Genomic DNA, 15,077 nt, shown 5'->3' with positions numbered 1-15,077 from the left:
TCTTGGTTGGTCTTAGCGCTGCTCGGGCGGGAGCAGATCCGGGCGCACGCGACGGGTGCGCTCCACCTGCTGCTCGTGGCGCCACTTATCTACCGCGCCGTGGTTGCCCGAGAGTAGCACCGGGGGCACCTCACGCTCGCGCCAAACCGAGGGCTTGGTGTAGCTGGGGTATTCCAGCAGGCCGTCCTCGTGGGACTCCTCGACCAGGGACTCGGGGTTACCCACCATGCCGGGGATCAGGCGACCGATGGCCTCGATCATCGCCAGCACGGCGACCTCGCCGCCGTTCAGCACGTAATCACCGAGGCTCACCAGACGCACGCGCGCCTGGGTTGCGGTGTGGTCAAACACGCGCTGGTCGATGCCCTCATAGCGTCCGCAGCCGAACACCAGCGCGGGCTCCAGGCTCAGTTCACGCGCCATCTTCTGATCGAAGACCTCACCCGCGGGCGAGGGGAAGATCACCAGCGGCGAATCCTCGGAAGCAACGGCATCGGCCCCCAGAATGGAGTCCAGGGCTTCACCCCAGGGCTCGGGCTTCATGACCATGCCGGCGCCACCGCCGTAGGGGGTGTCGTCCACGGTACGGTGCCGATCATGAGCGTGATCGCGCAGGTTGTGTACGTTCATGTCGATCAGCCCCGACTGGCGGGCCTTGCCCAGCAGCGAGACGTTGAGCACGTCGAAGTACTCCGGGAAGATGGAGACGATATCGATCTTCACGGCGCTACTCCGCGGGGGTTGCGGGCGATTCGGTACCGTCCGAAGCGTCGTCTTTGGACGTCTCGGCGACGGTGTCCTCGGCGGCGGCTTCCTCGGCAGGAGCCTCCTCAGCAGAAGCCTCCTCGGCCGCGATCTCCGCCAGGTCCTCAAAGAGGCCCATCGGCGGGGTCACCACGATAAAGCCCTGCTCCACGTTGACCTCGGGCACAATCGCCGAGACAAACGGAACCATGACCTCGCCCGAGGCCGCCTTCACGATCAGCAGATCCTGGGCGGGCATGTGCTCGATCCGGGCGATGGTCCCGACCTCCACGCCGTCGCGCATCACGCGCAGACCGGCGAGCTGGTGGTCGTACCAGGCGTCGGGTTCGTCGTTATCGGGTGCCTCGTCGGCGTCGATCCAGAGGATCGCCTTGACCAGGGTTTCCGCCTCGTTGCGGTCCTCGACACCCTTTAAGAATGCAACCGCATGACCGTTGTACCAGCGCAGCTCGGCAAGCTCAATCGTCTTGCCGTGCCACTTCGAGCCGGTGGGCACCTGCAGGGTGAACACGGCTCCGGGGGTAAACCGGTGTGCGGGATCGTCGGTGTACAGCTCTACCTTGAGGGCTCCCTTGAGCCCATGTGCCTTCGTCAGCCGGCCGACACGCAGCTGATTACTCTTCGGCTTTACTCCGCGATTCATCTCAGGCAGCGGTGTCGACAACGTCAACCCGTACCCGGGAGTCACCGGCGAGAGAATTTACCAGGGTGCGCAACGACTTCGCGGTGCGACCCGAGCGGCCGATCACGCGGCCGAGATCCTCGGGGTTCACACGAACCTCGAGGATCTCGCCGCGCGTCGTGCTCTTCGCCGCGACCTGGACGTCTTCCGGGTGGTCAACGATCCCCTTAACGAGGTGTTCCAGAGCGGTGGAGAGCAAAGTTACGCCGTTTCTTCTTCGGTTGCAGTCTCAGCAGCAGCCTCGGTCTCCTCGACCTTGGCGGGTGCCTTCTCGGTCTTGGGCTTCAGGACCGGCTTCTTCTTTGCGTCGAAGACGTAGGGAGCCTTGGCTTCCTTGACCTTGACGGTCGAGACGGCGTCCTTGTCGCCCTTGAACTTGCCCCAGTCACCGGTCAGCTTCAGCAGAGCGGCAACCTGCTCGGTCGGCTGTGCGCCAACGGAGAGCCAGTACTGGGCACGGTCCGAGTCGATCTCGATGAACGAGGGCTCTTCGGTGGGGTGGTACTTACCGATCTCCTCGATCACGCGACCGTCGCGCTTGGTGCGCGAGTCGGCAACGACGACACGGTAGTAGGGTGCACGGATCTTACCCATGCGCTTGAGACGAATCTTGACAGCCACAATTCTCCTGTGTGTTTAGTGTGGTGAACTGGTGCCGAGCGCGTGGGGTGCACACGCGGCGAAAGCTCTAATGGGGTCTGAGTGGGCGGATAGAGGGTCGGCCACACACGGACTCAAACACCTATTCTGTCAGAAATCGACGCATCCGGGTAATCCATCTCGCACGCGTGTCAGAATTGAACCCCATCCCCCGCCCGCGCAGAAAGAATCGATGCCCGTGCCCACTGAGTTTGCACCGTCGCCCGAGGTGGCCTCCGCCGCGGTATCACCCGCGGTTCCCTCGATTCCCTTTGCCCGGTCGGCACGCGGAACCGTGGGATTGGAATGGGAACTGACCCTGGTCGATCCGGCCACCGGCGCCCCGGTATCCCGGGCCCCCGAGGTGCTGGCGGCCCTCGCCGCGCCGGACGGAACCCCGCACCCCTTTATTACCGGCGAGCTGCTGCTCAACACGGTCGAGCTGGTGAGCAATGTCCACACCACCGTGCCCGCGGCCATTGATGATCTGCGCGGCCAGCTGGCTGAGCTGCGTGTGGTCTGTGACTCCCTGGGAATCGACCTGATCGCCTCCGGCTCGCACCCGTTTGCGCAGTGGCAGGATCAACCGATCACCCCCAAACCGAGGTACGAGAAGCTGATCGACCGCACCCGGTGGTGGGGGCGCAACATGATGATCTGGGGTGTGCACGTGCACGTGGGCGTCGAGCATGCCGAGCGCGCGCTCCCCCTGCTCGACGGGCTCCTCACCTACTCCCCCCACCTCCAGGCGCTCTCGGCGTCGAGCCCGTTCTGGGCCGGGGTGGACACCGGCTATGCCTCCAACCGCTCGCTGATGTTCCAGCAGCTGCCCACCGCCGGGATCCCCCAGCAGTTCACCCGCTGGTCGGAGTTTGAGGCGTATGTGGCCGATATGACCCGCACCGGGATCATCGAGGATCACAGCGAGGTGCGCTGGGATCTGCGTCCCTCCCCGCGCTGGGGCACGATCGAGCTGCGCTCCTGCGATGCCGCGTCCACCCTCACCGAGTTCGGGGCGATTGCCGCCCTCGCCCACTGCCTGAGCGATGTCCTGACCACCCGGCTCGATGCCGGCGAGGAACTCACGGTCCTCCAGCCCTGGTTTGTGCGCGAGAACAAGTGGCGCGCGGCCCGCTACGGGCTGGAGGCCGAGCTAATTATCAACGCCGAAGGCGACGAGCGTCTGGTCACCGATCACCTGCGCGAACTGGTCACCGACCTCGCCCCCGTGGCCGAGCGCCTGGGCTGCGCCGCCGAGCTGGCCTCGATCCCCGGGATCCTGGATGCCGGGGGAAGCTACCAGCGCCAGCTGCGGGTCGCCGCCGAAAACGACGGCGACCTGCGGGCGGTGGTGGCGAACCTGGCGGCGGAGTTGCGCGGCTAAGCGGCCAGGACGCGCTCGGCCTCGCGCCTTGCCGGATCGCGCAGCACCAGGGCAACCATCAGCGCGATGACCAGGAGCACCAGCATCACCACAAAGCTGACCCGCACGCTGGTGGCGTCGGCGATCGCGCCGAGTGCGGGACCCATCAGCCCACCGAAGGACAGCGTGAGTCCCAGGGTGACGCCGCTGGCCAGGCCGATCCGATTGGGCAGGAACGCGTGCGAGAGCGTGACCTGCGGAGAGAACGGCAGGAACAGGGCGATGCCGAGGACCGCGGTCGCGACCACGGCGACCGGGGCGCTCGGTGCCAGCACGATGCCTAACATTGCCAACACCGCCAGCGCATACCCGGCGCGCACCACCCGCAGGCGGCCGAACCGGTCGGCAAGGAAGCCGCCGATCAGGGTGCCCGCGGCCCCGGCGGCGGGGAACACCGTCAGGGCGATCGAGGCCTCGGCGGCGGAAATCCCGAAGCGCTGGATGCCGTACAGGGTAATGAACGAGCTGGTGCCGATATAGGCGACCGACCAGCAGGCCAGCACCGCAACCAGCACACCAAAGCCGCGCCAATCATCTTTCGCCACGGGAGCGTGCGTGGCCGGAGATGCGGCTTTCGCAGCGGGTTCGGTTCCGCGCGGACGCAGCAGGAATGCGGCGCCCATGACCGCGGCCGGGATCATCAGCAGCGGGGTCGCCGAGAGACCCCACACGCCCACGGTCAGCAGGACTCCGGTGGGCGCGAGCGCCGCCCCCACGTTGCCTCCCACCGAGAAGATGCTCAGCGAGCGGTTGGTCCCGCCCCCATATTCGCGGGCCAGAACGGTGCCGGAGGGGTGGTAGGCGGCCACGCCGATCCCCGAGATGGCGATCGCAATCCAGGTCGCCGCATAGCTGTCGGCAAAGAGTCCACTCACGGCGATGCCCACGCCCGCGGTGAGCAGGCCGGCGAGCACCAGCCAGCGCATCCGGAACCGGTCGGCCAGCAGCCCAAACGCGGGCTGGGCGACACTCGAAAGGCTCGTGGCAGCCAGGGTTATGCCGGCCACCGCGGCATAATCGTAGTGACGCTCCAGGATGAGGAACGGCAGCAGGGCGGACACGGCACCGGCATAGAAATCGTTGGCGGCGTGGGTGGCCGTCAGCACCCACAGACCTGCTCTGTTTTGCATGTTTTTCCTTTTGTAGCGTGGACATCCCGGTTGCAGCGGGATAGTGTTGGGGTACCGCAACCCCTCAGACAAGTAGACAGGTTACGATGATTTCGCAGATTTCACAACAGCCGCTTGCGGCGCGGGTGGCCGACGAGCTTCTGGGACGTATCCGTGCCGGCGAGTGGCCCCTCGGGCACCGCCTCCCCGGCGAGACCACGCTGGCCGCCCAGCTCGGCGTGGGTCGCTCGAGCCTGCGGGAGGCGATCCGCGAGCTCGCCGGCAAGGGGGTGCTGACCAGTCGCCAGGGGGCCGGGGTCTTTGTGACCGCGCTCGACGTGGAGCAGGGGCTCGAGGACGTGGTGCGCGATGCCGAGGTCACCGCGGTAATCGAGGCGCGTATCGCCGTCGAGACCGAGGCCGCCCACCTCGCCGCCACGCGCCGCACTGCCGCCGATATCCGCCTGCTGCGCAAGACCCTGGAGGTGCGCGAGGCATCCCGGGACAGCGTCGAAGCCTACGTGGACACCGACACCGAGTTTCACCGCGCGGTGATTGCCGCCGCCCACAATCCGGTGCTCGGCGAGCTCTTTGATACGTTTGTGCCGCGGATCCGGCAGGCCATGATCGCGATGCTGAAGGCCCAGCCCAAACCCGCCGCCACCGATCCCGCCGGACACGGCGGGCTGATCGAGGCGATTGTGGCGCGGGACGCCGACCTGGCGCGCACCCTCAGCCGCGCCCACCTCACCGAGCTCCTCACAAACTTCACCGCCCGGTAGCTGTTCGACGGGCACGCCGGGGCGATCCCCCGCCGAGGCCGAGACACCGACACAACGCGAACACCCCGCCCATCCAAGCGGATGAACGGGGTGTTCGCGGGCGGATCGGCTAGTCTTCGTCGCGCGTGGTACCGCTGGTTCGGCGCGAGCGGAGGAAGACCCCGCTGCCCAGCAGGAGCATCGCGGCGAGGGCCAGCGCCCCCATGCCGACCGCGTCGGCACCGGTGGTCACCAGGCTGCCGCCACCCGAGCCGGGGCCGGTGGTTCCGGGGCCCGGGGTGCCCGGATCGGTGGTGCCGGGTCCCGGGGTTCCCGGCAGCGGGGTGACGCCGATCGAGATCGAGGGCGAGCGGTTTCCGGCCGGATCGACGACCGTGATGATCAGCTGGCCGGCATCCACGACACCCTCGGAGGTGCAGGTCCAGGTGCCGTCGGCCCCCACGGTGACCTTACAGATCAGGTTGCCCTCGGGGTCGGTTATCTCCACCGTGGAGTCCGGTTCGGCGGTCCCCGAGCAGGTCACCGTGCCATCGGCGTTGGCCGAGCACTCGACGCCGGTGGGCGGAGCGGGTGCGGCGGTGTCGATGTTCAGGGTGATCGAGATCCCGGCGAAGGCGTTACCGTCCGCGTCGGTGGCCACCGGGGTCAGCGTCGCGGTTCCGTCGGCCAGCTCGTCCGCCAGCGTGCAGGACCAGGTTCCCTCGGGTGTCACCGTGGTGGAACAGAGGACGGAGCCCTCGGCATCCAGCAGCTCCACGGTGGTTCCCGGGGTGCCCGTTCCGGTGAGCGTTGGACGAGACTCGCCCAGCACGCTGCCCGTGTTCGGGCTGGTGATGATCGGCGGCGTGGGTAGCGCGTGTGCCCCGCCGGAGTTCCCGGCCGGATCCACGGTTTCCACGCTGACCGGGAAGGAGGTTACCGGGCCGCCGGTGCAGGTCCAGTGACCACCCGCGGGTACCTCGACGGTGCAGATTTCCTTGCCGTCGCCGTCGGTGACCACGATGGTGTCCCCCTCGGTTCCGATGCCCTCACAGGTCACCTCGCCCAGCTGGTTCACCGAGCAGACCACGTCGGTGGTGGGGGTGGGCGGAGTGGTGTCCACGGTCAGGGTGATCGGGGTACCGGGGGTTTCGTTTCCGGCGATGTCCACGGCCACCGGGGTCAGCGTGTGATCGCCCTCGGTGAGTGCGGTTGCCGGTGCACAGGACCAGGTTCCGTTGGTCACCACGGCCGAGCACAGGACCTCCCCTCCGGGGCCACGCACCTCGACGGTGGTGCCATTCTCTCCGGTACCGGTGAAGGTCGGGGTGGTGTCATTGCCCACGCTGCCGTTGTCCGGCGCGGTGATCACCGGGGCGGCCGGCAGCGTGGTTTTCACGGTGATGGTTACCGAGGTACCCTCGGTCTCGTTCCCCGCGGCATCCACGGCCACCGCGGTCAGCGGATACTCGCCGTCCACCAGCGCCGGGGCCACCACGCAGGACCAGGCACCATCCACGACCACGGCCGAGCACAGCACCACTCCGGCGGCATTTCGAATCTCCACGGTTGACCCGGTTTCGCCGGTTCCCGCCAGGGTCGGTGTGGTGTTGTTGGTGACGATGTTGGCACTCGGGGTGGTGATCACCGGGGCGGCCGGGGCCGTGGTGTCCACGGTGATCGTGATGGCGGTGCCCGTGGACACGTTTCCGGCAGCGTCGGTGGCCACCGGAGTCAGTTCGTGCCCGCCCTCCGTGAGCGCCGGGGCGAGCGTACAGGACCAGGTCCCCTCGCTCACCTCGGCCGAGCACAGAACCTCGTCCGCGGCGTTACGCACGGTCACGGTCGAGCCATTCTCGCCGGTTCCCGACAGGATCGGGGTCGTGTTGTTGGTCACCAGGCCATCGGCGGGCGAGGTGATGACCGGGACGGTCGGCGGGGTGACGTCCACGGTGATCGTGATCGCGGTCCCCGACGCCTCGTTCCCGGCGGCATCCTTCGCCACCGGGGTCAGCGCGTGATCGCCCTCGGTCAGAGCGGTAGTGAGGTCACAGGACCAGGCACCGCCGATCACCACGGCCGAGCAGAGCACAACCCCGGCGGCATTGTGAATCTCCACCGTCGAGCCGTTCTCCCCGGTGCCCGAGAGGGTCGGGGTGGTGTCGTTGGTGACGGCACCATCCAACGGCGAGGTAATGACAGGGACGGCCGGCGGGGTGACGTCGACGGTGATCCCGATGGGTGCCCCCACGGCCCGGTTTCCTGCCACATCCTCGGCGGTCGGGGTCAGCACGTGATCGCCCTCGGCGAGCGCCGGGGACACCACACAGGACCAAGTCCCGTCGGTCACCACGGCCGAGCACAGCACCACGTCCTCGGCGTCACGCACGGTCACGGTCGAGCCGTTCTCGCCGGTGCCCGAGAGGGTCGGGGTGGTGTCGTTGGTGACGGCACCATCCAACGGCGAGGTGATGGCCGGGGCGGTCGGCGGGGTCAGGTCCACGGTGATCGTGATCGCGGTCCCCGGGGTCTCGTTACCGGCGGGGTCCGTGGCCACGGGCGCCAGCACGTGCGAGCCCTCGGTGAGCGCCGGGCTGAGGTCGCAGGACCAGGCCCCGGCGGTCACCACGGCCGAACAGAGCACGTCCCCGGCGGCGTTGTGGATCTCGACCGTCGAACCGGTCTCGCCGGTGCCCGACAGCGTCGGGGTCGTGTTGTTGGTCACGAATCCGTCCACCGGCGAGGTAATTACCGGAGCGGCCGGCGGCGTGACGTCCACCGTGATCGTAATCGCGGTCCCCGAGGTCTCGTTCCCGGCGGCATCCTTCGCCACCGGGGTCAGGACGTGGTCACCCTCGGCGAGCGCGGTCGTGAGCTCACAGGACCAGGTACCCGCGGTCACCACGGCCGAACACAGGACGCCCCCGGCGGCATTGTGGATCTCGACGGTCGCACCGTTCTCGCCGGTGCCCGACAGCGTCGGGGTGGTGTCGTTGGTCACGAACCCGTCCACCGGCGAGGTAATTACCGGAGCCGCGGGCGGGGTCACGTCCACGGTAATCGTGATCGCGGTTCCCGAAGCCTCGTTCCCGGCGGCATCCTTCGCGACCGGCGTGAGCACGTGGTCACCCTCGGTGAGCGCCGGGGCGAGCTCGCAGCTCCAGGCCCCCGCGGTCACCTCGGCCGAGCAGAGGACGTCCCCGGCGGCGTTGTGAATCTCCACCGTCGAGCCGGTCTCCCCGGTGCCCGAGAGCGTCGGGGATACCACGTTAGTGACCGTGCCATCCAGCGGCGCGGTGATCACCGGGATCGTGGGCGGCACGGTGTCCACGGTGATGGTCAGCGGGATGCCGGGGGTCTCGTTGGTCGCGGCATCCACCGCGACCGCGACAAGTTCGTAATCGCCGTCCGTCAGCGCCGGCGCCACCACACAGCTCCAGGTGCCGCCGGTTACCGGCGCCGAACACAGCACCACTCCGGCGGCGTCACGCACCTCGACGGTGGTGCCGTTTTCCCCGGTACCCGTCACCGTCGGGGTATCGACGTTGGTGATCGTGCCGTCGGTGGGCGAGGTCACGATGGGGGCACCGGGGAGCTCGGTCTTGACCTCGATGGTGATCGCGGTTCCAGCCGTCTCGTTGCCGGCGGCATCCTTCGCCACCGGCGTGAGCACGTGGTTGCCGTCTCCCAGGGCGGGGGCGAGATCACAGGTCCAGGCGCCGGCGGTCACCGTGACCGAGCACAGCACCTGATCGGCGGCATTTCGGATCTCCACAATCGACCCGGTTTCCCCGGTGCCCGAGAGGGTCGGGGTGGTGTCGTTGGTCACAAACCCATCCTCGGGCGAGGTAATGACCGGAACCGTCGGTGGGGTGACATCCACGGTGATCGTGATCGCGGTTCCCGAGGTCTGATTGCCAGCGGCATCCTTCGCCACCGGGGTCAGCACGTGGTCCCCCTCGGCGAGTGCCGAGGTGAGGTCACAGGTCCAGGCACCGGCGGTGACCACCGCCGAGCAGAGGACGTCCCCGGCGGCATTGTGGATCTCCACCGTCGAGCCGGTCTCCCCGGTGCCCGAGAGGGTCGGGGTGGGGTCGTTGGTCACGAACCCATCCACGGGTGAAGTAATCACCGGGACGGCCGGCGGCGTCACATCCACGGTGATCGTCACCGGGAGACCCGAGGTCTCATTCCCGGCGGCATCCTTCGCCACCGGGGTCAGCACGTGGTCACCCTCGGCAAGCTCGGTCGTAAGCTCACAGGTCCACGATCCCGCGGAGACCACGGCCGAGCAGAGCACCTCTCCGGCGGCATTGTGGATCTCCACGGTCGAGCCGGATTCCCCGGCACCCGAGAGGGTCGGGGTAGTGTCATTGGTGATCGTCCCGCTGACTGGATCGGTGATCGTCGGGACGGTCGGCGGCGTGATGTCGATCGTCAGCGCGACGATCGTACCGGCGGTTTCATTGCCGGCGGTATCCACCGCCACGGCCCGGAGAATGTGCATCCCCTCGTCCAGCGCGGGGGCAACCGTGCAGGACCAGGCGCCATCCACCACCGGAGCCGAGCACAGCACGGTTCCGTCCGCCGCCCGGATCTGGACGGTCGAACCGTTTTCTCCGGTTCCGGTGAAGACCGGCGTGGTGACGTTGGTGGCCGTACCGGTAAGCGGTGAGGTCACCACCGGGGCCGCCGGCGGCGTGAGGTCGATCGTGACGGTGACCGCGGTCCCGGCGGCCTCGTTCCCCGCGGCATCCAGGGCAACGGGGACCAGCGGGTGGTCGCCCTCGCTCAGCGCCGTCTCCAGGGTGCAGGACCAGACACCCGCGGCCACAGTCGTGGTGCACAGTACGGTCCCGGCGCCGTCCCGTACCTCGACGGTCGAGCCGTTTTCTCCGGTGCCCGAGACGGTGGGGGTGGCGTTATTGGTGATCGTCCCGTCCTGCGGGGCGGTGATGACCGGAACCTCGGGTGCCACGGTGTCCACGGTGATCGTGATGGCCGTGCCCGAAGCGGTGTTGCCCGCGGGATCCACGGCGACCGGGGTGAGCACGTGGTCCCCCTGCCCGAGTGCCGAACTGATCTGGCAGGACCAGGCACCCGCGGTGACCACGGCCGAGCACAGCACCTCGTTGTTGGCACCGCGAATCTCCACGGTGGAGCCGTTCTCTCCGGTTCCGGAGATGGTGGGGGTGTCGGTGTTGAGCAGCGCGCCATCCGCGGGCGAGGTAATCACCGGGGCGGCGGGCGGAGTGAGGTCCACGGTGATCGTGACCGCGGTGCCGGGTGCGGTGTTCCCGGCGGCGTCCCAGGCAATCGGAGTCAGCGTGTGCGAACCCTCGGTCAGCGCCGTCGTCGGCTCACAGGACCAGGTGCCGTTAGCCACGGTCGCGGTGCACAGCAGCGCGTTCGCCGTTCCCCGCACCTCGATCACCGAACCGTTTTCTCCGGTTCCGGTGATGGTGGGGGTAGCGTCGTTTGTCAGTGTGCCGGTGGTTGGGGCGGTAATCACCGGGACGGTCGGGGCCACCGTATCGATGGTGATGGTGATCGAGGTACCGGTGGTCCGGTTCCCCGCTACGTCCTCGGCAATCGCGGTCAGCGCGTGGTCGCCATCCTGCAGCGGCGTGGCCGGCTGGCAGCTCCACGCCCCCGCGGCGACCACGGCCGTGCACAGCACCGTGTTGGCCCCGTCACGAATCTCGACCCGGGAACCGGTTTCCCCGGTTCCCGTGAACGTGGGCTGCGTGTTGTTGGTGACGGTGCCGGTGACCGGCGAGAGGATGATCGGTGCCGCGGGCGGGACCGTGTCCACGGTGATGGTGATGGGGGTACCCGGCGTCCGGTTTCCGGCCGCGTCCACGGAAATCGGCGTCAGCGTGTGGGATCCCTCGGCCAGGGCCGGGGCCACCACGCATTCAAACTCTCCCTCGGGCACATCCCCCGAACAGAGCAGCTGATTGGCGGCGTTACGAATCTCGACGATGGTCCCGGAATCTGCGGTACCGCTGATCAGAGGGCTCTTATTATTGGTGACGGTTCCGGTTGCCGGAGAGGTGATCACCGGTGCCGTGGGCGGAGTCGTGATCACCGAGAAGGTGACCGGGGTTCCGGGCGCCGCGTTTCCGGCTTCGTCCAGCGCGACCGGGGTCAGCGTGTGGGCACCCTCGGCCAGGGCGGGTGCCACCACACAGGACCAGGCCCCGGCGACAACGGTCGCCTCGCAGAGCACCACACCGCCCTCGCCACGCACCTCGACCCGGGAGCCGGTTTCCCCGGTTCCGCTCACGGTGGGCGTGGTGTTCGCGGTTGCGGATCCGGCTACCGGAGAGGCGAGCACGGGGACTGCCGGTGGAATCGTGTCCACCACAAACGATCGAGTCGCGGCCGACGTGGTGACGCCGTTCAGCGCGGCCGTCACCGAAATGTTGTTGGTACCCTCGGGCCGATTGGCCGTGGGGGTGAATGACCACGCGCCGTCCGTGACCGGTGCCGTCCCCAGGACCGCACCGGAATCCGCATCGGTGATCGTCACCGCGAGGGTGGTGCCGGGGAGGCTGTCGGCGGTTCCGCTGATCACCGGGCGGGGATTATTGGTCAGCTGCCCGGCGGTGGGGGTGGAAATCGCCGGGGCGGCGATATTTTTGGCCGTGAGCGTGGTCGATTCGATGGTCGGCGCGGCGGTACCCACCCTCAGTGCAAAACTGAACGTGCCCAGGGTGGCTCCCGGGACGGTATCGGCGGGAACGGAGTAGGAAAACGTATAGGTTCCAAAGTTCCCGACCCTGTTGTCCTCATACCCGCAGGTGATGCCGGGGTGCAGCGAGGTCAGATCATTACGGGGAATGAGGGCACCGCCGGGTGCCGTGGTATAGCAATCGTAGGCGGTATCGGGGCGGGTGATCTCGACCCCCGACGGCGGCGAAAACGTGACCTGGGAACCATTGACCTGCATCACCACGGTCACCGTGCCGTCGGCCTGTCCCACCGATCCCGGAACGGAGGAGAACGACGCGGCAAACGCCGCGGTGGGCACCAGCGCGGGGACGATCAGTCCCACCGCAAGTGTCGCCGCGAGCAGGCCCCTGCGAGCGAGTCTCCCCAGGCGAGAATGCCCCAGATCTGTCAGTGCCGAGTCGTTCATGGTTCCCCTTGATCCGCGCGCCGAAAGCCGAATGGCCAACCGTGTTCTGAGCCCTGTCTAGCAGTTACCGGACCCGACAACAAGGGTTTACCCTGGTCCGGGGGACAAAATTCCCGGTTTTCCTGGAGGCTTCCACGGGGTCCGAACCGATCTTTAAACACCGGGTGCGGCCCGACAAACGAGCACACCCCGGCGCGATCCTCTTGGATCGCGCCGGGGTGTGTCGATGGTGGAACCTAGGCGGTCGGGAACAGCTCCGCTTCCAGGGCGTCGAACTCGGCGGTGAAGCGCTCACGCATCGCCTGCTTCTCGGGCTCGGGAACCCAGCTGGCCTCGACTCCGGCCAGCGACATCGCGCGCAGCTTATGGCGATCCACGCCGAGCTGCTCGCTGAGGATCGCATACTCCTCGGCCAGGGTCGTGGGGAACATCCCGGGGTCATCGGAGGCGGGGATCACGTTCAGGCCGGCCTCAAGCATCGCGGCGATCGACGCGCGACGCCACGGACGCCAGGACCGGCGCGAGGTCGTGGACACCACGGTAAAGGCGGTCTGCTCCTCGCGCACACGCTCCACCACCGCCGGATCCTCCAGCACAAAGTAGCCGTGGTCGATGCGGTCGCAGCCCAGCAGGTCCAGGCACGTGATCGTGTTCACGGCCACCGGTGCGTGCTCGGAGGAGTGGGCGGTACGGAACAGCCCCGCCTCCCCCGCGAGCCGATAGGCATCGGCGAAGCGCTCGGGCGGACCCGCGGTCTCCAGGTTGTCCAGGCCGATTCCCACCACGTACTCATTGGGGTTGTCCACGATCCGGCGCACCATCGCCAGCGCGTGCTCCCCGGACTTGCTGCGGTCGATGCCGGCGATCATCCGTCCGGTCATCCCGAAGTCGCGCTCGGCCATCCGAATGCCCTCGGCATAGGCCTCGACCTGGCCCCGGTACCCGAGCTTTTCCAGGTGCGGCGGCAGGTCATCGAAGAAGAGCTCGAGGTGACGGGTCGCGCTGGTGCGGTGCGCGGCCTCGAATGCCTCATAGGTCACCCGGGTCAGGTCCTCGGGGCTGCGCAGCACCTCGACGACCCACTCCGACGCCTTAAAGAGGGAGTAGGAGGTTTCCGGCTCATCGGCCGAGCGTCCCTGCGGCACCGGGATGTGGGTGTCGCGGTAGAGCGCGGGGTCCGGCGGCAGCGAGTTGATGTCGCGGAAGATCAGCTCGGGATCCACCGGCAGCTCAAGCTTTTCACGGCGAGCCAGCTCGGCAAAGGTCGAGGCACGCACGGTGCCGATCAGGTGGCAGTGCAGGTCGGTTTTGGGTGCGCGGCGCAGAAACTCGGCGGTCGCATCGATTGACACGGTGATGGTCAGGTCCCCTCGGGTAAAACGAAAATCAAAAACGGGCATCGCCCGGACCCCTGCAACGGAGTCCGGGCGAGGCGGGTGTTAGCGGCTGGCAACCTCGCGGGCGAACCGGTCGGTCCACTCGGTGCGGTTCTTCACGATGACCGAGATGTCCAGGGTCTTGTAACCGGCGGCGATCGGATCGGTGGCGGCCTCGCCCACGATCTTCTTCAGGTTCTCCGGGACGGTGGCCTCGGGGTTGACCGGCAGGTCGCCGACGATCTTGGCGGAGCTGGTCTGAGCCTCGGCACCCAGCAGGTAGTTGATGAACGCGTGTGCGCCCTTCACGTTCTCGGCGTTGGCGGGGATCATGGCCCGGTTGGTGGCCATGAACTTGCCGGTGGCCGGCGGGGTCCAGGCGATCGGCTCGCCGGCCTCAACCAGGCTGGTGGCGAAGCCGCTCAGTGCCGGGGCGTTGACGATCTCACCCTGCAGCAGCAGGTTGGTGACCTCGGTGGAGGACTTGTAGAACTGCAGCACGCCCGGGGACCACTCGCCCAGGGTCTTGAACGAGGCATCCACGTCGTAGGGGTCCTTGCCCACGGTCTCGGCCACACCGGACACGGTCAGCTGACCGGCGGTCACGCTGAAATCGGGCAGGGCGAGCTTGCCCTTATGGGCGGCATCCCCGAAGGTGTCCCACTTGGCCGCGGTGGCCGCATCCAGCTTGTCGGTGCGGTACAGCATGCCGTTGAGCTGGTAGCTGTAGGCGGGTCCGTCGTACTGCTTCTCCTTGGCGAAGTCGGCGACCTTGGCCAGGTTGGGCAGCTGGGCGTCATCCACCTTCTGGAAGAGCTTCTTGGACTGGCCGAGGGCCGCGTAGTAGTCCGAGATCAGCATGACGTCGGCGCCGGCGCGCTTGCCGTTGAGCTCCAGCTTGGACAGGCGCTCGGAGTTCGATCCGGTGTCCACCTCAACCTTGTAGCCGGTGGCCTTCTCGAACGGGTCGATGATGGCCTTGGTGAACTCGTCAACGCCAAACGGGAAGGTGCTGACCACGATGGTCTTGTTGTCGTCGCCGCCGGTGTCGCCACCGGGGGTGGCGGAGCAGCCGACCAGCAGAGCGGTCGAGGTGAGCAGAGCCGCGGCGGTCGCCAGGGCGCGAACGGGGATACGGGAACTCATCGGAGGGGTCCTTACTGTGAAAGGGATGTGGT

General features: G+C 67.7%; 10 protein-coding genes. 2 read left to right on the top strand and 8 right to left on the bottom strand.

Annotation, left to right across the window (positions count from 1 at the left end; genetic code table 11):
- Positions 1–12 precede the first annotated feature (12 nt).
- The 4 genes from trmD to rpsP are packed head-to-tail and all read right to left on the bottom strand — an operon-like array spanning position 13 to position 2,068.
- On the bottom strand, positions 13–723 hold the full coding sequence (gene trmD, locus C7C57_RS05985) for a tRNA (guanosine(37)-N1)-methyltransferase TrmD (RefSeq protein WP_030148710.1): 711 nt from the start codon (positions 721–723) through the stop codon (positions 13–15).
- A gap of 4 nt (positions 724–727) precedes the next feature.
- The gene (rimM, locus tag C7C57_RS05980) at positions 728–1,408 is read right to left on the bottom strand and encodes a ribosome maturation factor RimM (protein ID WP_187977952.1); all 681 of its coding nucleotides are present in this window, start codon (positions 1,406–1,408) and stop codon (positions 728–730) included.
- A 1-nt stretch (position 1,409) separates the two neighbouring features.
- Positions 1,410–1,646 (bottom strand): RNA-binding protein, encoded by a 237-nt coding sequence (locus C7C57_RS05975; RefSeq protein ID WP_030148708.1) that lies wholly within the window; start codon positions 1,644–1,646, stop codon positions 1,410–1,412.
- A 2-nt stretch (positions 1,647–1,648) separates the two neighbouring features.
- On the bottom strand, positions 1,649–2,068 hold the full coding sequence (rpsP, locus tag C7C57_RS05970) for a 30S ribosomal protein S16 (protein WP_121689013.1): 420 nt from the start codon (positions 2,066–2,068) through the stop codon (positions 1,649–1,651).
- A 211-nt stretch (positions 2,069–2,279) separates the two neighbouring features.
- Here rpsP and C7C57_RS05965 point away from each other — a divergent pair, with 211 nt between their 5' ends.
- On the top strand, positions 2,280–3,470 hold the full coding sequence (locus C7C57_RS05965) for a glutamate--cysteine ligase (RefSeq protein WP_187977951.1): 1,191 nt from the start codon (positions 2,280–2,282) through the stop codon (positions 3,468–3,470).
- On the opposite strand, the gene C7C57_RS05960 is transcribed toward C7C57_RS05965, so the two are convergent.
- A complete protein-coding gene (locus tag C7C57_RS05960; RefSeq protein ID WP_223144788.1) occupies positions 3,467–4,639 on the bottom strand; it encodes an MFS transporter in 1,173 nt (390 codons plus the stop codon). The genes C7C57_RS05965 and C7C57_RS05960 overlap by 4 nt on opposite strands.
- Before the next feature lie 86 nt (positions 4,640–4,725).
- Here C7C57_RS05960 and C7C57_RS05955 point away from each other — a divergent pair, with 86 nt between their 5' ends.
- Complete coding sequence (locus tag C7C57_RS05955; protein WP_187977950.1) at positions 4,726–5,400, top strand: FadR/GntR family transcriptional regulator; 675 nt, start codon at positions 4,726–4,728, stop codon at positions 5,398–5,400.
- 109 nt (positions 5,401–5,509) lie between these two features.
- On the opposite strand, the gene C7C57_RS05950 is transcribed toward C7C57_RS05955, so the two are convergent.
- The 3 genes from C7C57_RS05950 to C7C57_RS05940 form a co-directional block, all read right to left on the bottom strand.
- On the bottom strand, positions 5,510–12,523 hold the full coding sequence (locus tag C7C57_RS05950; RefSeq protein ID WP_187977949.1) for an Ig-like domain-containing protein: 7,014 nt from the start codon (positions 12,521–12,523) through the stop codon (positions 5,510–5,512).
- A 236-nt stretch (positions 12,524–12,759) separates the two neighbouring features.
- Entirely contained in the window at positions 12,760–13,875 is a 1,116-nt protein-coding gene (locus tag C7C57_RS05945; protein WP_255505787.1) for a hypothetical protein, read from the bottom strand.
- A gap of 87 nt (positions 13,876–13,962) precedes the next feature.
- Positions 13,963–15,045: an extracellular solute-binding protein gene (locus C7C57_RS05940; protein ID WP_187977947.1), complete on the bottom strand. Its 1,083-nt coding sequence runs from the start codon at positions 15,043–15,045 to the stop codon at positions 13,963–13,965.
- Between the last annotated feature and the right edge of the window lie 32 nt (positions 15,046–15,077).

Source organism: Mycetocola sp. JXN-3, from assembly GCF_014522285.1.
GTDB lineage: Bacteria > Actinomycetota > Actinomycetes > Actinomycetales > Microbacteriaceae > Mycetocola > Mycetocola saprophilus.
This window is presented reverse-complemented; position numbering and strand designations above follow the sequence as displayed.